We start from the raw sequence: 18,644 nt of genomic DNA, 5'->3' as shown, positions 1-18,644 counted from the left end.
CCGCCGCCGTCGCCCCTCGCGGGCGGCGGCGCGGCGTCTTCCCGCAGCTAAATAGGCGGAATGTCAGCGTCGGTCGCCGTAACGTCAGCGCGGGAACGGCGGGATGTCAGCCCTGTCGTCCATGGTGGTGTCCTCACCCGCAGACGACAGGAGTTGCGATGGACCACGCGATCCGCGCCGAGGGTCTGGTGCGGCGCTTCGGCGCCACCACCGCCCTCGCCGGAGTTGACCTGGCGGTCCCGACCGGGACGGTCTTCGGTCTGCTCGGGCCGAACGGCGCCGGCAAGACCACGGCGGTACGGGTGCTCGCCACCCTGCTGCGCGCCGACGAGGGACATGCCACGGTGGGCGGCTTCGACGTGGTCCGCGACGCCCACCGCGTGCGTCAGCTGATCGGTCTCACCGGCCAGTACGCCTCGGTCGACGAGACCCTGACCGGTGCGGAGAACCTGCTGCTGATCGGGCGGTTGCTCGGTCTCAGCCGGGCCGACGCCAGGCGGCGGGGCCGGCAACTGCTCGACGACTTCGCGCTCAGCGACGCCGCCGATCGGGCCGTGAAGACGTTCTCCGGCGGGATGCGGCGGCGACTGGACCTCGCCGCCAGCCTGGTCGGTCGGCCGCAGGTGCTGTTCCTCGACGAGCCGACCACCGGCCTGGACCCGCGCAGCCGCAACGACCTGTGGGACGTCGTCCGCACCCTGGTCGCGGACGGGGTGACAGTGCTGCTCACCACCCAGTATCTGGAGGAGGCCGACCAACTCGCCGGTGAGATCGCCGTGGTCGACCACGGTCGAGTGATCGCTCAGGGGACGCCGGAGGAGCTGAAGGCGAAGACCGGCGGGCAGACCCTCACCGTGCGCCCGGCCGACCTCAGCGACCTGGGCACTGTGGTCGCCATCGCCAGCGAGGTGGCCGGCGTGACCCCCGAGGTCGTGCAGACCGCGGTCACCGTCGCGGTGAACGACCCTCGCGTGCTGCCCGTCATGGTGAGCCGCCTCGACGCGGCCGAGATCCCGGTCGCCGAGCTGGCGCTGCGCGGCGCGAGCCTGGACGAGGTCTTCCTCTCCCTCACCGGCCACCGGGCCGAGGACGCCCCGGCCGACACCGACCTGGAAAGGACCCCGGCATGACCGCCGTGACCGCCATTCCCGCGCTCGCCCCGGCCCGTCGACTCGGCGTCGCCGCCGGGCTGCGACACACCTTCACGCTGGCCTGGCGCAGCCTGGTGCAGATCAAACACAACCCGATGGAGTTGCTCGACCTGAGCATCCAGCCGGTGATGTTCGTGCTGCTGTTCACCTACGTCTTCGGCACGGCCATCGCCGGCTCGTCCGGCGAGTACCTCACCTTCATGCTGCCCGGCATCATGGTGCAGAACGCGCTCTTCGCCACGATGACGACGGGGTTCGGGCTGAACAACGACCTCACCAAGGGCGTCTTCGACCGGCTGCGGGCGCTGCCCATCGCCCGGTGGGCGCCGCTGGCCGGCCGGATCCTCGCCGACACCGTCAAGCAGGCGTGGTCGATCGCGCTGCTGCTCGGCGTCGGGTCGATCCTCGGCTTCCGGGTCGGCAACGGCGTGCTCGGCGTGGTGGGGGCGTTCGCGCTGCTGCTGGCGTTCACGCTGGCGGCGTCCTGGATCTCGGTGCTGGTCGGGGTGCTGGTGAGCGAACCGGACAAGGTGCAGATCTTCGGCTTCATGGTGATCTTCCCGCTGACCTTCACCAGCAACATCTTCGTCCCGACCGACCGGATGCCGGGCTGGTTGCAGAACTGGGTGGAGGTCAACCCGGTGACCGTGGTGGCCGACGCGCTGCGCGGGCTGCTGGTCGGTGGCCCGGTGGCCGGGCCGGTGCTCCAGACGCTGTTGTGGGGCGCCGGCATCGCGGTGGTCTTCGCGCCGCTGGCCGTCCGTGGTCTCAGGCGTCGAGTGTGACCCGCAGCAGCTCCGGCACCCCGTCCGACCGGACGCGCCGGCCGTCCGCGTACGCCTCGGTGAACTCCGACTCGCCGAGCGCCGCGCGGGCGGCCAGCGCCACCCGGATCGCGTCCAGCGCGCCCTGGTCGTCGCCGCCGCGTACCCCGTCGGCCGCGCCGAGCACGGTGGCCGCCACGGCCGGCCGCCCGCAGCGCAGGGCGAGGTCCGCGTAACCGACAAGCGTGATCGCGACCACCGGCGCGTCGCCGGAGGCGAGCGCCAACTCCAGGGCCTGGTCCAGGTGGGTACGCGCGACCGTCAGCTGCCCCTGGGCCGCGGCGACGTGCCCGAGCGAGGTGGCCAGCATGGCACTCCACTGCGGCGCGATGCTCCGCCGTCGGACCAGCTCCGCCGCCCGGTCCGCCCAGCGAGCCGCCTGCTCCCAGTCGCCGCAGTCGCGCAGCACCTCCGCCCAGACGGCGGCGACGCCGGCCCGCGGTTCGTCGGCGCCCAGCCGTTCGGCCTCCTCCTGGGCCTGGGTGAGCAGCGTGCGGGCCCGCTCGTGCTCGCCCACCTGCCAGTACAGCTGGGCCAGCCGCGACCGCATCTGCGGCACGTCCTCCGCGGCGCCCAGCTCCTCGACGTCGCCCAGGGCCGCGCGGAGCTGGTCGATGGCGAAGCCGCGATCGCCGGTGCGACCGGCGAGGTCGGCCAGCGAGAAGCGCGTGGTGGAGAGGCCCCACCGGTCGCCGACGCCGGTGAACAGCTCCAACGCGACACGGAAGTCGTCGGCCGCGTCCTCGGCCGGGGCACCCAGGTTGAGGTGGGTGTGCCCGTGCATCAGGCGGGCCGCCCCGGCCACCCACGGATCCTCGTCGGTGAAGAGCCTCCGCAGCGCGGCCAGCCCCTGCACCTGCATGGTCGGGTCGAACATCAGGGTCATCGCTCCGGCCATCCGCAGCAGGGGCGAGTCGGCGCCGCCGTCGGCGAGCGCCACCGTCCTGCCCATCCACACCTGGGCCGTCTCGAAGTCGGCGTGGGCGCTCAGGGTGTTCAACGCCCCGGCCAGGTATGCGGTGGCCAGCGCGGTCGCGGTCGGTGCGCCGTCGTCTCCGCCCGGCCGTCCGACCTGCCGCTCGGCCAGGGCGAGCACCTCGCGGGCGAGGTCCGCGCCCTCCAGTCGGTTGCCGCGCGACCACCAGTACCACCCGAGCGCGCCTGTCAACCGGACCGCCCGGGTGACCTCGTCGGCCCCGATCGCCCAGCGCAGCGCGCCGTGCAGATTGTCGTGCTCCGCGCGCAGCCACCGGACCCAGCGCAACTGGTCCCGGCCGCGCAGCTCCGGGTCGGCCCGCTCGGCGAGCTGGAGGAACTCGTCGGCGTGTGCCCGCCGGACCCGCTGCTCCTCACCCGCCTCGCCCAGCCGGTCGAGCCCGTACTCCCGGATCGTCTCCAGCATCTGGTAGCGCGGTTCACCGGCATCGCTGGCGATGACCAGCGACTTCTCCACCAGGGCGAAGAGCCGGTCGAGGACCTCGGACGCGGCCAGTTCGCCGCCGCCGCAGACCCGCTCCACGGCGGCCGCCGTCGCGCCGCCGGTGAAGACGGCGAGTCGCCGCCACAACGCCCGGTCGGCCTCGTCGAGCAGGTCCCAGCTCCAGTCCACCACCGCGCGCAGCGTCTGGTGGCGGGGCAACGCGGTGCGGCTGCCGCCGGTGAGCAGCCGGAACCGGTCGTCCAGCCGGGTCGCGACCTGCTCGGCCGTCATGGCGCGCAGCCGGGCGGCGGCCAGCTCGATGGCGAGCGGCATGCCGTCAAGCGACCGGCAGATGCCCACCACCGGCCCGACAGTGCGGTCGTTCACCTGGAAGTCCTGTCGCACCGCGGCGGCGCGGTCGGCGAAGAGCCGCACCGACGGGTACGTCAGCGCGGCGACCGGGTCGGCCTCCGCGGGCGGCTGCTCCAGTGACTCGACGGGGTGCAGCGCCTCGCCGGTGATGCCCAGCGGCTCCCGGCTGGTGACCAGCACCCGTACGTCCGGGCAGGCGGCGAGCAGCCGGTCGGCCAACTCGGCGGCGGCGTCCAGCAGGTGTTCGCAGTTGTCCAGGACCAGCAACGCTCGACGGCTGGCCAACGCGTCGATGGCCCGGACGGTCGGCTCGGTGGCCTCCCCGGGTGGGATTCGGGACCGGCTGCCGGCGAAGAACGCCTGCTCCCGAAGGCCGAGCGGGCCCAGCAGCGCCTGCGGCACCTCGGCCGGGTCGGTCACCGGTGCCAGCTCGACGAGCCAGACCCCGTCCGGGAACCGCGCCGCCACCTCGCGGGCGGACTCGATCGCGAGTCGGGTCTTTCCGGCGCCCCCGGGCCCGGTGAGGGTGACAAGCCGAGCCCGGTCGAGCAGGGCGTCGACCCGGTCGACTGCCGCTTCCCGGCCGACGAAGCTTGTCAACGCCGTCGGCAGGGCGCCCTGGGCTCGGGCCGCCGCCGACGGCGCGGGCGCGCTGCGGGGCGCGGTGTCGGCGTCGGACGGGGCGGGGTCGACCCGTTGACCGCGCAGCACCGCCAGGTGCAGGGCGGCCAGCTCCGGCCCGGGATCGGCGCCGAGCGTGTCGACCAGGTCGGTGCGGAGCCGCTCGTACGCGGCGAGCGCCTCGGACGGGCGGCCCGCCCGGTGCAGGGTGCGGATCAGCTGGCCGGTCAGCCGCTCCCGCAGCGGGTGGACGGTGACCAGCTCCCGCAGCCAGGGCACCAGGTGCGCGGGGTCCTCCAGCGCCGAACGGGCCTCGATCAGCTCCTCGGTGGCGGTGAGCCGCAGCTCGTCCAGCCGGGCCAGCGGGGCGCGGGCGAACGGGGCGTCGGCCACGTCGGCCAGCGCTGACCCGCGCCACAGTGCGAGCGCCTCGTCGAGCAGCTTGCGGGCGGCTCCCGGGTCGGCGGGCAGCAGCGCCCGGCCGGCGAGCACAGCGGCCTCGAACCGGTGCAGGTCGACGGCCTCCGGGGCAAGGGTGAGCTGGTATCCGCCGGGACGCGCGTCGACTCCGAGCCCGGGCACGGCCCGGCGGAGCCGGGAGACCAGCGCCTGGAGCGCGTTACCCGCGGCGGCCGGCGGCTCGTCCTCCCAGAGGGCGTCGACCAGGTGCGCGACGCTTATCACCCGGCCGGGCGCCAGGGCCAGCAGGATCAGCAGCCGGCGCAGCCGAGCCCCGTGGATCTCGATCGTCGTCGTCGGATCGACAAGTACCTGCAACGGGCCGAGCAGGCTGATCTGCACTCCGCCGATTGTGCCGCCCGCCGGGCCGGACGCCGGCACCGGCGCGGCCGGGCTGGTGCTCACACCTCCGGCCGGTCACCCTCACGGGGCGGCTCACCGTCGCGGCGGCGCAGGTCGTCCTCACGCCGACGCAGGTCCTCCTCCCAGCGGCGGAAGAGTTCCTGGTCCTGCTGACGGGCGCGGTCCTGCACGGAGCGGAGGAACTCCGGGTCGTCGTCGGGAGCGAGCGGGCGGCGCGGCTGCCGGTCGGTGGAGCCGCCGCCGGCCGGCCACGCCTTTTGGGCCGCGGGACCGGGCTCCCGGCCGGCGACGAACCAGACGATCGACCCGACCAGGGGGAAGAACAGGATGATCAGCACCCAGGCGATCCGGGGAAGGGCGCGGATCTGACCCTCCTCGGCGGAGAGGCAACTGATCAGCGCGCAGACGGCGAGGACAATCTGCGCCAGGAAGAGGAGAACGTACAGCCGGGCCATGCACCCATCATGGCGCACCGCGTCGCGTCACCACAGTCCGCGAACCGTCACCAGCGCGCCGAGCAGCGCGAGCCCGACGGTGCCCAGTGCGACCAGCGGCAACGTCCGGCCGCCGGTGCGGGCCGCCCCGGTGCCGGTGCTGCGGGGCCAGCAGAGCACGAGCACGCCGCCCCAGACCAGGACGGCCACACCGGCGACCAGCGCTCCGAACGAGCCGCCGTTGGACGCCAACCGGACGACGAGCGCGGTCACCACGGTCAGCGTCAGCAGGGTGCGTCGCCAGGCCAGCCGGGTCCGCTCCGGTTGCAGCCCGGGATCGCGTCCGGCGCTCACCGTCCGCCGATCGCGCGCGCCAGCACCGCGATGACCAGCAGCACCGCGCCGCCGCCCACGGCGAGGGCGAGGACGGCGGGAAAGCGGGAGGCGGGCAGCTCCTGACCGAGCCGGATGGCCCGTTCGGTACGCGCCCAGTGGTCCACCGCGCGGATCGCGACGGCGCCGCCGAGCAGCAGCAGCGCGACCGCGATGACCTCCCGCAGGTGGCTCATCGGCAGCTGCGGCAGGAACTGCGCGGCGGCCAGCCCGCCACCGACCAGCGCCAGGCTGGTGCGCAGCCAGGCCAGGAAGGTCCGCTCGTTGGCCAGCGAGAACCGGTAGTCCGGTGTCTCACCGACGGCGCGCGCCTCGGTCGGGTCGAACCACCGCCTGATCGCTTCCCACATGCTGGGAGATTATCCGCTTCCCCGGGGCCTTAGCCTGAGGTGGTGACGGATCTTGATGTGACCACGCTGCGCACCGCCTACGACAACCAGCTCCGCCCGGAGATCCCCGACCCGGTTCCGGCCGGGGTGTCGGTGGAGCGGGACGGGCCGCTGGTCCGGATCACCGGGCTCGACGCCGGGGGGTTCCTCACCTACCGCGACCTGGGCGGGTTGACCGGCGACGCGCTGGACGAGCTGATCGCCCGGCAGGTGGCGCTGTTCCGCGAGCGCGGCCAGTCGGTCGAATGGAAGCTCAACGGGCACGACGAACCGGCGGACCTGGCGGACCGGCTGCGCGCCGCGGGCTTCGTGCCGGAGGACCGGGAGACCGTCGTGGTCGGGCCGGTCGCGCCGCTGGCCGCCGCGCTGCCCGTCGTCCCCGAGGGGGTACGCCTGCGTGAGGTGACCGCCCGCGCCGACCTGGAGCGGATCGCCGCCATGGAGGAGGAGGTCTGGCAGGAGGATCGCTCGCACCTCGTGTGGGGTCTGGCCAAGGAGATCGACGCCGACCCGCACTCGATCACCGTCGTGGTGGCGGAGGCGGACGACACGGTGGTGAGCGCCGGCTGGGTGCGCTTCCCGGCGAACACCGGCTTCGCCACCCTGTGGGGTGGCTCGACCCTGGCGCAGTGGCGGCACCGGGGCATCTACCGGGCGCTGGTCACCTACCGGGCCCGGCTGGCCGACCAGCGGGGCCGGACGCTGCTGCAGGTCGACTGTTCCGAGGACAGCCGGCCGATCCTGGAGCGACTCGGCCTCGTCCCGGTCACCACCACCACCCCGTACGTCTACACTCCGTGATCATGGAGCAGCGGTTGACGGACGAGGAGCGCCTGACTCTCAAGACGGGCGCCTTCGGCGCGATCTTCCTGGTCTCGAACGCCGACCCGGGGATGCTGGGCGTGCTCCAGGAGAGCGTCGCCGCCTCCGGCGCGTTGGCCGATGCCAGTGGGGTGGTCAAGGAGGCGTTGACCACCGGTCCGCTGCCCCGGCTGCCCCGGGACTCCCAGCTGGAGATCGAGTCGGTGGTGTTGCCGGCGCTCGGCCGGGCGGTGCGGATCCTGCGGGAGAAGTCGCCGGCCGACGTCGAGGCGTACCGCTCGGTGGTGCTGACCGCGGCGGACCGGGTGGCCCGCGCGCACGACGGGGTGGTCCCGGCGGAGGTCGCCGCCATCGACCAGATCCGGGGTGCGCTGGCCGAGCCGGCCTGACCGCGCGGCGTGTCGGTGAGCTGTGTCACTCTGAGTGCCCGGTAGCCGCAACCTACTGGCAGGTAACATTGCGCCGTGGGCAACTGCACAGCAGCCCGCGGTTGACCGGGCGTCGACCGACGCGCGAGGCTGCGGCCCAACCGGGCGAGCCAATCGCAACACCACACAGGAGGGTCGTCGAAGCGCGATGAACATCGTCGTACTCGTCAAGCAGGTGCCTGATTCGGGCGCGGACCGCAACCTGCGCAATGACGACAACACCGTCGACCGCGGTTCGGCGAACAACGTGATCAACGAGATGGACGAGTACGCCATCGAGGAGGCGCTGAAGATCAAGGAGGCGCACGGTGGCGAGGTCACCATCCTGACGATGGGCCCGGACCGGGCGACCGAGTCGATCCGCAAGGCGCTCTCCATGGGCCCGGACAAGGCCGTGCACGTGGTGGACGACGCCCTGCACGGTTCCTGCGCCGTGGCCACCTCGAAGGTGCTCGCCGCCGCCCTCGGTCAGCTGAACGCCGACCTGGTGATCTGCGGCGCCGAGTCCACCGACGGCCGGGTCCAGGTCATGCCGCACATGATCGCCGAGCGGCTCGGCGTCGCGGCGCTCACCGGCGCCCGCAAGCTCACCGTCGACGGCGCCACGCTGACCGTCGAGCGGCAGACCGAGGAGGGCTACGAGGTCGTCACCGCCTCCACCCCGGCCGTGGTCTCCGTGTGGGACACCATCAACGAGCCGCGCTACCCCTCGTTCAAGGGCATCATGGCGGCCAAGAAGAAGCCGGTGCAGACGTTCTCCCTGGCCGACCTCGGCGTCGCACCGACCGAGGTGGGCTTCGACGGTGCGACCAGCGCCGTCGTCGAGCACACCAAGCGCCCGCCGCGCTCCGGCGGCGCCAAGATCACCGATGAGGGCGAGGGCGGCGTCAAGCTGGTCGAGTTCCTCGCCACCGAGAAGTTCGTGTGAGAGGGGGGTTCTGACATGTCTGAGGTTCTCGTCGTCGTCGAAGCCACCAAGGAATTCGGCGTCAAGAAGGTCACCCTGGAGATGCTCACCCTCGCGCGTGAGCTGGGCACCCCGAGCGCCGTGGTGCTCGGTGGCGCGGGCGCGGCCGAGGCGCTGAGCGCCAAGCTGGGCGAGTACGGCGCGGAGAAGATCTACGCCGCCGAGGGTGACGAGATCGACGGCTATCTGGTCGCCCCCAAGGCGACCGTGCTGGCCGAGCTGGTCAAGCGGGTGCAGCCGGCCGCCGTGCTGCTGGCCTCGGCCCAGGAGGGCAAGGAGATCGCCGCCCGGCTCGCCGTCAAGCTCGACAACGGCATCCTGACCGACGTGGTCGGCCTGGCCGCCGACGGCACCGCCACCCAGGTCGCCTTCGCCGGCTCCACGATCGTCAAGTCCAAGGTCACCAAGGGTCTGCCGCTGGTCACCGTCCGGCCCAACTCGGTCACCCCGGCCCCGGCCGCCGCGAGCCCGGCGATCGAGCAGCTGACCGTGTCGGTCACCGACACCGACAAGCTGGCCAAGGTCGTCGAGCGGGTCGCCGAGCAGAAGGGCTCCCGCCCCGAGCTGACCGAGGCCGGCGTGGTCGTCTCCGGTGGCCGGGGTGTCGGCAACGCCGACAACTTCAAGCTGGTCGAGGAGCTGGCCGACCTGCTCGGCGGCGCCGTCGGCGCGTCCCGTGCGGCGGTCGACTCCGGCTTCTACCCGCACCAGTTCCAGGTGGGCCAAACCGGCAAGACGGTCTCCCCGCAGCTCTACGTCGCGCTCGGCATCTCCGGCGCCATCCAGCACCGGGCCGGCATGCAGACCTCGAAGACGATCGTCGCCGTCAACAAGGACGGCGAGGCCCCGATCTTCGAGTTGGCCGACTTCGGCGTGGTGGGCGACCTGTTCAAGATCGTCCCGCAGGCCGCCGAGGAGATCCGCAAGCGTAAGTGACCGTGGACCGAAAAGTGGCCGCCCGGCGCCGGGCGGCCACTTTTTCGTCGGGAGCTGATCAGCGGGCCGGGGAGCTGAGCCGGCCCGCCGATCAGCCCGTCAGGGTGCCTCTCAACAGGCTGTCGCCGGAGTGGCGGGTGTTGTTGTCGTACTGCTCGGCGGACACGTCGACCACCGAATAGCTCTTGAGGTCGACATTCGGAGGCAGGGGCAGCAGAGCGTCCGAGTCGCCCCCGAGAGTGCCGATCGAGAACATCTCCATGTTCGTCGGGTTGATGAGCCAGACCTCGTAGTACCCCGGCACGCGCGGGAGATTCGCCACATGCAGATGCAGTTGGCCGCTCTGCAGAACTCGTGCGTCACCCTGGGCCGACTTCGGCGTCGAACCGAAGGCCGTCAGGGGCGCGCTGGCCAGCACCGCGGGCGTCGGAGCGGGCGCCGGCTCGTCCGGGCGCAGCATCGAGACCGTGCCCACCACGCCGATCGCCGCCGCCGCGACGGCGGTCACCGCGGTGGCCGCCCAGCGCGACCAACCGGCACGCCGCCGGCCGCGACGCGCCGGGGTGGGGGAATCCCACCCCGGCATGTCGCGTGGACCCCACTCCGCCCTCCGGCCCCCGACAACTCGGCCGTACGCTGGACGGTGATGGCTTACCTGGATCACGCGGCGACGACTCCGATGCTCGACGAGGCACTGGAGGCGTACGTCGCTACCGCCCGCGAGGTCGGCAACGCGTCCTCCCTGCACGCGGCGGGTCGTCGGGCCCGTCGTCGGGTCGAGGAGTCGCGCGAGCGGGTGGCCGCGGTGCTGGGCGCCCGGCCGTCCGAGGTGATCTTCACCGGTGGGGGCACGGAGAGCGACAACCTCGCGGTCAAGGGCATCTTCTGGGCCCGCCGGGGCGCCGGCCCCGACCGCCGACGGGTGATCTCCAGCGCTGTCGAGCACCACGCCGTGCTGGATTCCGTCGACTGGCTGGTCGAGCACGAGAGAGCCGAGGTCGGCTGGCTGCCGGTGGACTGCGCCGGTCGTCTCGACCCGGAGGACCTGCGTGCCGAGCTGACCGCCCATGCCGACCGGGTGGCCCTGGTCACCGCCATGTGGGCCAACAACGAGGTCGGCACCGTGCAGCCGGTTGCCGAGCTGGCCGCCGTCGCCGCCGAGCACGGCGTGCCCTTCCACACCGACGCGATCCAGGCCGTCGGCCAGGTGTCCGTCGACTTCGCCGCCAGCGGGGCCGCCGCGCTGACCGTCACCGGGCACAAGCTGGGCGGCCCGATCGGGGTGGGTGCGCTGCTGCTCGGCCGGGACGTGGCGGCCGTCCCGCTGCTGCACGGCGGCGGCCAGGAACGCGACGTCCGTTCCGGCACGCTGGACACCGCCGGCATCGTCGCCTTCGCGGTCGCCGTCGAGACGGCCGTGAAGGGCCAGCAGGAGTACGCGGCCCGGGTCGCCGCGCTCCGCGACGATCTGATCGAGCGGGTCCGCCGGGCGGTGCCCGAGGTGGTCTACAACGGTGATCCGGCCGGCCGGCTGCCCGGCAACGCGCACTTCTCCTTTCCGGGTTGCGAGGGCGACGCCCTGCTGCTCCTGCTGGACGCCCAGGGCATCGCCTGCTCGACGGGTTCGGCCTGCTCGGCGGGGGTGGCCCAGCCCTCGCACGTGCTGCTGGCGATGGGCGCCGACGACGACCGCGCCCGTTCCTCGCTGCGTTTCACCCTCGGCCACACCAGCACCCAGGCCGACGTGGACGCCCTCGTCGCGGCCCTGCCGGCGGCGGTGGAACGGGCCCGCCGCGCCGCAGCCCCCCGCACCCCCCGCTGATCCCTCCGCGATCTTGCAGTTCCTGTCGGCCGTTCGTGCCTTCTGCGGCATATGTCGCCGCCGAAACTGCAAGATCGCGCAGGTGGGTGCGCGGGGCGCGGGTCCGGGGGTTTCCGGGGCTGGTGGATAGGGTTGTCGTGGGGACGGGGAAGGGAGTGGGCCGGTGAGGGTTCTGGCGGCGATGTCGGGCGGGGTGGACTCGGCCGTTGCGGCGGCACGGGCGGTGGCGGCCGGGCATGACGTGACCGGCGTGCACCTGGCGCTGGCCCGCAACCCGCAGACGTACCGGACCGGGGCGCGCGGCTGCTGCACCCTGGAGGACTCCCGGGACGCCCGCCGGGCCGCCGACGTGATCGGCATCCCGTTCTACGTGTGGGACATGGCCGACCGTTTCCACGAGGACGTGGTCGACGACTTCGTGGCCGAGTACGCCGCGGGTCGTACGCCGAATCCGTGCCTGCGCTGCAACGAGAAGATCAAGTTCGCGGCGGTGCTGGACCGGGCGGTGGCCCTGGGCTTCGACGCGGTGGTCACCGGCCACCACGCCCGGCTCGGCCCGGACGGGCTGCTGCGCCGCAGCGTCGACGTGGCCAAGGACCAGTCGTACGTGCTGGCGGTCCTCACCCGCGAGCAGCTGGACCGGTCGATGTTCCCGCTCGGCGACTCGACGAAGGCGCAGGTCCGCGCGGAGGCCGCCGAGCGTGGCCTGGCGGTGGCCGACAAGCCGGACTCCCACGACATCTGCTTCATCGCCGACGGCGACACCCGCGGCTTCCTCGCCGGCCGGCTCGGCGAGGCGCCCGGCGACGTCGTCGACGCGAGCACCGGCGCGGTGGTCGGCAGTCACACCGGCGCGTACGCCTACACGGTGGGGCAGCGTCGCGGCCTGCACCTGGACCGGCCCGCCCCCGACGGTCGGCCGCGCTACGTGCTCTCCATCACGCCCAAGACCAACACGGTGACGGTCGGTCCGGCCGAGGCGCTGGAGGTGTCGAGGGTGCGGGCCACCCGCCCGGTGTGGACCGGTGGCCCCCGTCCGGCCGCGCCGGTCGAGTGCGAGGTGCAGTTGCGCGCGCACGGTGACGTGGTGCCGGCGACCGTCGACCTCGACGGCGACACACTGCACGCCGAGCTGCGTCGGCCGGTTCGCGGTGTGGCGGCCGGTCAGGCCGTGGTGGCGTACCGGCCGGACCCGGCCGGCGACATCGTCCTCGGCTCCGCGACCATCACCGACTGACCGGGCGGTCGGCGCGTGGTCGCCGAGCGGCCGGCGCGGCCAGCGGGATAGCCTTCGGCCGTGACAGATCAGGCGTGGCCCTGGCCGGCGGGCGCGGCGACCGGTATCGGCTCGTTGCCCGGCACCGACATCGCCGAGGCCCAGCGGGTCGTCCTCGGTGAGCTTCCCGAGCTGCCGCACCTGCCCGAGCTGCCCGCACGCGGCCCCGGGGCCGACCTGATCGGCCGCAGCGCCGGGCTGCTGGTCGAGCTGCCCGTCGAGCTGTACGCCGGGCGTTGGCGGGTCGCCCCCCGCCCCGGCCGTGACCTGCGCCGGGCCCGGGACCTGATGGAACGCGACCTGGACCAGCTCGCCGAGCAGGCCGAAGGGTACGCCGGCCCGGTCAAGGTGCAGGCCGGTGGCCCACTCACCCTGGCCGCTTCCCTGGAACTGCCGATCGGCGGCCGGCTGCTGCGTGACCCCGGCGCGGTCCGCGACCTCACCGGCTCTCTCGCCGAAGGGCTGCGCGGGCACGTCGCGGCGGTCGCCCGACGGCTGCCCGGGGCATCGGTGCTGCTGCAACTGGACGAGCCGTCGCTGCCGACCGTGCTGGCCGGGCGGGTGCCCACCGAGAGCGGGCTGGGCGCGTACCGGGCGGTGGAGTCGACGGACGCGGCCGCTCTGCTGCGCACGGTCGTCGACGCGGTGGGCGTACCCACGGTGGTGCACTGCTGCGCCCCGCAGGTGCCGCTGGAGCTGATTCGTTCCACCGGCGCCGTCGCGGTCGCCCTCGACCTCGACCTGGTGACCGACCTGGACCCGCTGGGCGAGGCCATCGACGCGGGCCTCGGGCTGCTGGCCGGCGCCGCGCCGACCCGGCCGCCGTCGGCCGGTGGCGCACCGACGTCCGCGCAGGTCGCCGACCGGGTACGCCAGATCTGGGACCGCCTCGGCTTTCCCCGTCGGCAGCTCGCCGAGCAGGTGGTCGTCACCCCGGCCTGCGGCCTGGCCGGAGCCACCCCCCAGTACGCCCGGGCGGTGCTCGCGGCCTGCCGGGACGCCGGCCGCCGGTTCACCGAGGAGTGACGTTTTTCTGTCGTACCCGGTGGGCAGGATGACGGTCATGATTGGACAGCTACGTTCAGTGGTGATCGACTGCCCCGATCCGCGGGCGCTGGCCGCGTTCTACGCCGAGCTGCTCGGCATCCCCCTGGTCGAGGCCGAGGGCGAGGCCGATGACGAGTGGGTGGTGCTGGGCGGCCCGCCCGGTCACCAGCCCCGCCTGGCGTTCCAGCGGGCGCTCAACCTGCGGCCGCCGGCCTGGCCGGACCCGGAGCGCCCGCAGCAGTTCCACCTGGACGTGACGGTGGACGACATCGAGAGCGCGGAGAAGGCGGCGCTCGCTCTCGGCGCCCGGCGGCTGCCCGGCGAGGGCGAGGGTTTCCGGGTCTACGCCGATCCGGCCGGCCACCCGTTCTGCCTCTGCTGGGACTGACCATGGCGTTGGGTCGCGGCGGCCCGGCATCATGGCCGCCGTGATCCACTCCTCTCCGCTGCGCGCCTCCGGTTCGCTCTTCGGCCTCGCCTACGGCGACGCCCTGGGCAAGCCCACCGAGTTCCTGACCGTCGCCGAGATCCAACGCCGCTACGGCCCGACCGGCCCGCGTGAGCTGACCGGCGAGCCGGCTCTGGTCACCGACGACACCCAGATGGCGCTGGCGGTGGGTTGGGCGCTGCACGAGGCGCCGTCGCTGACTCCGGAGGTGGTGGAGCCGCTGCTGCGACGGCGCTTCGTGGCCTGGTCGGTCAGCCCGGACAACAACCGCGCCCCCGGGATGACCTGCCTGCGCGCCTGCGCCGACCTGGGTCGAGGGCTGCCCTGGCCGGAGGCGACGATCGCCGACTCGAAGGGCTGCGGCGCCAACATGCGCGTGACGCCGGTGGGGATGCTGGACGTCGACCTCGACACGCTGGCCGGATTGGCCCAGTTGCAGGCCGGCCTCACCCACGGCCACCCGACCGGGTTGGCCGCCAGCGAGCTCACCGCGTACGCGGTCTTCGCCCTGCGTGGGGGCGTCCCGCTGGCGGAGCTTCCCGCGATTCTCATCGAGCGGGCCCGGTCCCAGCGCCGCGTCTACCACCGGGAGTGGCTGGGCGACCTCTGGCAACGCCCCGGGGTCGACACGCCGGAGGAGTTCATCGCTCGCGGCTGGGACGAATGCCTGGTGGCGCTGCGCCGGCTGACCGCCGCCCTCGCCGAGCCGGACGACGACGGCGACCCGTGCCGGGCCACGGGGGAGGGCTGGGTGGCCGAGGAGGCGCTGGCCACCGCGCTGTTCTGCGCCGTACGCCACGCCGACGACCCGGTCGCCGCGCTGGCCCGGGGCGCGACCACCGCCGGCGACTCCGACTCGATCGCCGCCCTGGCCGGCGCCTTCGTGGGCGCGGCCACCGGGATGGCGGCCTGGCCGCCCGGATGGGCCGACCGCATCGAGTACGCCGACCAACTCGCCACCCTCGGCGCGGCCTGGGACTGACCAACCGCGCCCCGGCGCGGCGCGGCGCGGCGCGGCGCGGCGCGGCCCGGCGTGGCCTGGCGTGGCGCGGCGTGGCCTGGCCCGGCCTGTTGGGGTGATCGACTCGGGTTCCTGGAAGTCGGGGTGTTGCGGCGGCTCGGACACCCCGGATTCCTGGAACCCGAGTGGATCATGGCGCGGGGGCGGGGTGGTTTGCGGCCAGGGCGGCCTGCGGCCGGGGCGGCCTGTGGCCTGTGGCCCGGTGTCAGCTGGTGGGCAGGTGGCGCAGGCTGCGGACCTTCCGCCACAGGTCGGCGTCACAGCGGCCGGCGCGGTCGGCAAAGTCGGCCGAACTGATCCGGATCGGCTCGGTCAGGCTCAGGTAGCTGTCGTGCTCGGCGCCGGGATCCCAGTCCCGGGTGGGAATCCGGACGTGGTCGTCCCGGTCGCTCTTGTCCTGGCTGGTGATCTTCAGGACGTCGGCGCCCCGGGAGTCGGCGCGCAGCACCAGGCAGGGCCGCACCTTCGAGCCGCTGCCGTCGACGTACGGCACGTCGGCCCACCAGATCTCGCCGGCCGCCGGAGTGCCGGCCGCCCGATCGGTGTCGCGGGAGCGCGGCGTGGTGGCCGGCCGATCGGTGCCGCGTGGCTTTGGCGGCGCGGGACGACGACCACCCGTGCGGGTCGGGGCGCCGCGGCCAGGTCGGTCGGCCGAGCGTCGGCTGTTCGCCCGGTGCCGCCCACTGTTCCACGCCCAGCCGGCGGCCACCGCCAGCAGGATCGCCGCAGCCCAGAGCAACGCCTGGGTCATCGTCACCTCCGCGTCAGGGCGGCACGCCGGCCGCTTCGTTCGGCGATCCTCGCACGTCACCGACCATGTCGCCCGCCGACGACACCGCCGTTCGCGCCGCCCGGACCCTCCCGCCTGCGGACCGACGGCCCGCGCCGCCCGTGATCCACTCCGGATCGCCGATGTGGGGGCATCAGGGCGCTCGGATACCCCCGTGTCGGCGACCTGGAGTCGATCAACGGCCGGCGAGTCCGGCGTCGATCGCCGTCCGGTGGCGACGGGCGGCACGGGTACGGGCTGCGCGGGGCGTCACCGGGGGCGACGGGCGGGGGCGCCGGGTCGCGCGGGGCGTCACCGGGGGCGCAGGTGGGCGTCGGATTGTCACCCCGGACCGATACCGTGCCTTAGTAGCGTGATCAGGGAGGTCGCAGGCGTGTCCGAAGGTGGCGGGGTGTCCGAGGAGCAGATCGGTCAACAGGTCAGCCCGGCTCAGGAAGCAGCGGCCGGCGCGGAGCCGACGCCGCAGGCGCGGGAGCGGCACGCCACCCTCAGCCGTGAGCTGACCGAGCATCAATACCGCTACTACGTGCTCGACTCGCCGATCATCACCGACGCCGAGTTCGACAAGCAGTTGCGCGAGCTGGAGGCGTTGGAGACGGAGTTCCCGGCGCTGCGGACGCCGGATTCGCCGACCCAGCGGGTGGGTGGCACGTTCTCCACCGACTTCACCCCGGTGACGCACGCCGAGCGGATGCTCTCGCTCGACAACGCCTTCGCCGACGAGGAGTTGGCGGCCTGGGCCGAGCGGGTCGAGCGGGACGCGGGCGGGCCGGTGCCCTACCTCTGCGAGTTGAAGGTCGACGGTCTGGCGATCAACCTGACCTACGAGGCCGGCCGACTGGTCCGGGCGGCCACCCGTGGCGACGGTCGCACCGGTGAGGACGTCACCGCCAACGTGCGCAGCATTCGGGACGTGCCCAGCCAGCTCGCGCCGTCCGCCGAGTTCCCGACGGTGCCCGAGCTGCTGGAGGTCCGGGGCGAGATCTACTTCCCGGTCGCCGCGTTCGCCGATCTCAACGCGAGCCTGGTCGAGCAGGGGCGGGCGCCGTTCGCCAACCCGCGCAACGCCGCCGCCGGCAGCCTGCGGCAGAAGGACCCCCGGGTCACCGCCTCCCGACCGCTGCGTCTCGTCGTGCACGGCATCGGCGCCCGCCGAGGGTTCCAGCCCACCGCGCAGTCGGAGTCGTACGCGGCGCTGAAGGCGTGGGGGCTGCCGACAAGCGACCGGTGGCGGGTCGTCCCGGATATGTCCGGCGTGGCGGCGTACATCGCCTACTACGCCGAGCACCGCCACGACGTCGAGCATGAGATCGACGGTGTGGTGGTCAAGGTCGACCCGGTCTCCATCCAGGGTCGCCTGGGCTCGACCAGCCGTGCGCCACGCTGGGCGATCGCCTTCAAGTACCCGCCGGAGGAGGTCACCACCAAGCTGCTCGACATCGACGTCAACGTGGGGCGCACGGGTCGGGTCACCCCGTTCGCCGTCCTCGAACCGGTGCGGGTGGCCGGCTCCACCGTCGCGCTCGCCACCCTGCACAACGCCCGCGAGGTCGAGCGCAAGGGTGTGCTGATCGGCGACACGGTGGTGCTGCGCAAGGCCGGCGACGTGATTCCCGAGGTGCTCGGCCCGGTGGTCGATCTGCGGCCCGCCGACGCCCGTCCGTTCGTCATGCCGACCACCTGCCCGGCCTGCGGCACCCCGCTCGCGCCGTCCAAGGAGGGCGACGTCGACATCCGGTGCCCCAACACCCGCAGTTGCCCGGCCCAGCTCCGCGAGCGGGTGTTCCACCTCGCCGGTCGTGGCGCGTTCGACATCGAGGTGCTGGGCTACAAGGGCGCGGCGGCACTGCTGGACGCGGAGATCATCGCCGACGAGGGCGACCTCTTCCAGCTCGACGCCGACCAGCTGTCCCGGTCACCGTTCTTCGTCAACAAGGACGGCAGCCTCGGCAGCAACGCGGTCAAGCTGCTCGACAATCTGGCCGTCGCCCGGGAGCGTGACCTGTGGCGGGTGCTGGTGGCGCTCTCCATCCGGCACGTCGGCCCCACCGCCGCCCAGGCGCTGGCCCGGCACTTCCGCTCGATGGAGGCGATCGACGCCGCCAGCGAGGAGGAGCTGTCCTCGGTCGACGGGGTCGGGCCGACCATCGCGGCCAGCATCCGGGAGTGGTTCGCCGTGGACTGGCACCGCGAGGTGGTCCGCAAGTGGGCCGAGGCGGGCGTACGGATGGCTGAGGAGGCCGTCGACGAGGGCCCGCGCCCCCTCGAAGGGTTGACCGTCGTGGTGACCGGCACCCTCGCCGGTTTCTCGCGCGACCAGGCCGCCGAGGCCGTGCAGACCAGGGGCGGCAAGGTCAGCGGGTCGGTCTCCAAGAAGACGAGCTTCGTCGTCGTGGGGGACAACCCGGGATCCAAGGCCGACAAGGCCGCCAGCCTCAAGGTGCCGGTGCTCGACGAGGCCGGGTTCCGGGTGCTGTTGGACGCCGGTCCGGACGCCGCACGGGAGGTCGCCCGGGTGGAGGGCTGACCGCGGCGACGTGCCGACGTGGCGGCCCGTCGCGTATACCAACTTAATTACGACTACGACCGATTCGTGACTGTCATACCGGGAAACCCGGGGCTGAGGGCGTTTCATTGGGTCACGGCGTGCTCATTGGCACG

Annotated in this window: 17 protein-coding genes and 1 pseudogene; 12 read left to right on the top strand and 6 right to left on the bottom strand. The window is 73.4% G+C overall.

Going from position 1 to position 18,644, the window contains the following annotated elements; translation table 11 throughout:
- Positions 1-158: 158 nt before the first annotated feature.
- On the top strand, positions 159-1,130 hold the full coding sequence (locus OG505_RS20590; protein ID WP_405426662.1) for an ATP-binding cassette domain-containing protein: 972 nt from the start codon (positions 159-161) through the stop codon (positions 1,128-1,130).
- Positions 1,127-1,936, top strand: a complete 810-nt coding sequence (locus tag OG505_RS20585; protein ID WP_405426660.1) for an ABC transporter permease — start codon at positions 1,127-1,129, stop codon at positions 1,934-1,936. Before OG505_RS20590 ends, OG505_RS20585 begins: the two co-directional genes overlap by 4 nt.
- On the opposite strand, the gene OG505_RS20580 is transcribed toward OG505_RS20585, so the two are convergent.
- From OG505_RS20580 to OG505_RS20565, 4 genes are read right to left on the bottom strand one after another with little or no spacing between them, the layout of a single operon-like run.
- Positions 1,920-5,252, bottom strand: coding sequence for a BTAD domain-containing putative transcriptional regulator (locus OG505_RS20580; protein ID WP_405426658.1), 3,333 nt, complete (start codon positions 5,250-5,252; stop codon positions 1,920-1,922). The two genes, OG505_RS20585 and OG505_RS20580, sit on opposite strands and share 17 nt — an antisense overlap.
- Entirely contained in the window at positions 5,249-5,665 is a 417-nt protein-coding gene (locus OG505_RS20575) for a PLD nuclease N-terminal domain-containing protein (protein WP_405426656.1), read from the bottom strand. The genes OG505_RS20580 and OG505_RS20575 overlap by 4 nt, the downstream gene beginning before the upstream one ends.
- Before the next feature lie 27 nt (positions 5,666-5,692).
- Positions 5,693-5,998, bottom strand: coding sequence for a DUF202 domain-containing protein (locus OG505_RS20570; RefSeq protein WP_405426654.1), 306 nt, complete (start codon positions 5,996-5,998; stop codon positions 5,693-5,695).
- A complete protein-coding gene (locus OG505_RS20565; RefSeq protein ID WP_405426652.1) occupies positions 5,995-6,387 on the bottom strand; it encodes a YidH family protein in 393 nt (130 codons plus the stop codon). Before OG505_RS20565 ends, OG505_RS20570 begins: the two co-directional genes overlap by 4 nt.
- 42 nt (positions 6,388-6,429) lie before the next feature.
- Between OG505_RS20565 and OG505_RS20560 the strand changes: the two genes are divergently transcribed.
- The 4 genes from OG505_RS20560 (at position 6,430) to OG505_RS20545 (ending at position 9,579) form a co-directional block, all read left to right on the top strand.
- Entirely contained in the window at positions 6,430-7,227 is a 798-nt protein-coding gene (locus tag OG505_RS20560; RefSeq protein WP_405426650.1) for a GNAT family N-acetyltransferase, read from the top strand.
- Positions 7,224-7,637 carry a hypothetical protein gene (locus OG505_RS20555; RefSeq protein WP_405426648.1) on the top strand — a complete coding sequence of 138 codons (414 nt, stop codon included), beginning with the start codon at positions 7,224-7,226 and terminating at the stop codon, positions 7,635-7,637. The genes OG505_RS20560 and OG505_RS20555 overlap by 4 nt, the downstream gene beginning before the upstream one ends.
- Before the next feature lie 187 nt (positions 7,638-7,824).
- Positions 7,825-8,604 (top strand): electron transfer flavoprotein subunit beta/FixA family protein, encoded by a 780-nt coding sequence (locus tag OG505_RS20550; protein WP_344357351.1) that lies wholly within the window; start codon positions 7,825-7,827, stop codon positions 8,602-8,604.
- A 15-nt stretch (positions 8,605-8,619) separates the two neighbouring features.
- The gene (locus OG505_RS20545; RefSeq protein WP_354855214.1) at positions 8,620-9,579 is read left to right on the top strand and encodes an electron transfer flavoprotein subunit alpha/FixB family protein; all 960 of its coding nucleotides are present in this window, start codon (positions 8,620-8,622) and stop codon (positions 9,577-9,579) included.
- Positions 9,580-9,670: 91 nt separating this feature from the next.
- Here OG505_RS20545 and OG505_RS20540 read toward each other — a convergent pair.
- Positions 9,671-10,132: pseudogene (locus tag OG505_RS20540) on the bottom strand (anti-sigma factor); the annotation flags it as partial.
- 93 nt (positions 10,133-10,225) lie between these two features.
- Here OG505_RS20540 and OG505_RS20535 point away from each other — a divergent pair.
- The 5 genes from OG505_RS20535 (at position 10,226) to OG505_RS20515 (ending at position 15,154) form a co-directional block, all read left to right on the top strand.
- Positions 10,226-11,401 (top strand): cysteine desulfurase family protein, encoded by a 1,176-nt coding sequence (locus OG505_RS20535; RefSeq protein ID WP_405426645.1) that lies wholly within the window; start codon positions 10,226-10,228, stop codon positions 11,399-11,401.
- A 163-nt stretch (positions 11,402-11,564) separates the two neighbouring features.
- Positions 11,565-12,638 (top strand): tRNA 2-thiouridine(34) synthase MnmA, encoded by a 1,074-nt coding sequence (mnmA, locus tag OG505_RS20530; RefSeq protein ID WP_405426644.1) that lies wholly within the window; start codon positions 11,565-11,567, stop codon positions 12,636-12,638.
- A gap of 60 nt (positions 12,639-12,698) precedes the next feature.
- Positions 12,699-13,703, top strand: a complete 1,005-nt coding sequence (locus OG505_RS20525) for a methionine synthase (RefSeq protein WP_405426642.1) — start codon at positions 12,699-12,701, stop codon at positions 13,701-13,703.
- Positions 13,704-13,740: 37 nt separating this feature from the next.
- Complete coding sequence (locus tag OG505_RS20520; protein WP_405426640.1) at positions 13,741-14,112, top strand: VOC family protein; 372 nt, start codon at positions 13,741-13,743, stop codon at positions 14,110-14,112.
- A gap of 31 nt (positions 14,113-14,143) precedes the next feature.
- Positions 14,144-15,154, top strand: coding sequence for an ADP-ribosylglycohydrolase family protein (locus OG505_RS20515; RefSeq protein ID WP_405426638.1), 1,011 nt, complete (start codon positions 14,144-14,146; stop codon positions 15,152-15,154).
- A gap of 244 nt (positions 15,155-15,398) precedes the next feature.
- On the opposite strand, the gene OG505_RS20510 is transcribed toward OG505_RS20515, so the two are convergent.
- The gene (locus tag OG505_RS20510) at positions 15,399-15,944 is read right to left on the bottom strand and encodes a type II toxin-antitoxin system PemK/MazF family toxin (RefSeq protein ID WP_405426637.1); all 546 of its coding nucleotides are present in this window, start codon (positions 15,942-15,944) and stop codon (positions 15,399-15,401) included.
- A 430-nt stretch (positions 15,945-16,374) separates the two neighbouring features.
- On the opposite strand from OG505_RS20510, the gene ligA reads away from it, so the two are divergent.
- Positions 16,375-18,510: an NAD-dependent DNA ligase LigA gene (gene ligA / locus OG505_RS20505; RefSeq protein WP_405426635.1), complete on the top strand. Its 2,136-nt coding sequence runs from the start codon at positions 16,375-16,377 to the stop codon at positions 18,508-18,510.
- Positions 18,511-18,644: the final 134 nt, after the last annotated feature.

The sequence above is a fragment of the Micromonospora sp. NBC_00617 genome, from assembly GCF_045161355.1.
In the GTDB taxonomy this organism is placed as follows: domain Bacteria; phylum Actinomycetota; class Actinomycetes; order Mycobacteriales; family Micromonosporaceae; genus Micromonospora.
The sequence above is the reverse complement of the archived record's forward strand: the minus strand, read 5'-3'. Positions and strand labels throughout refer to the sequence as shown.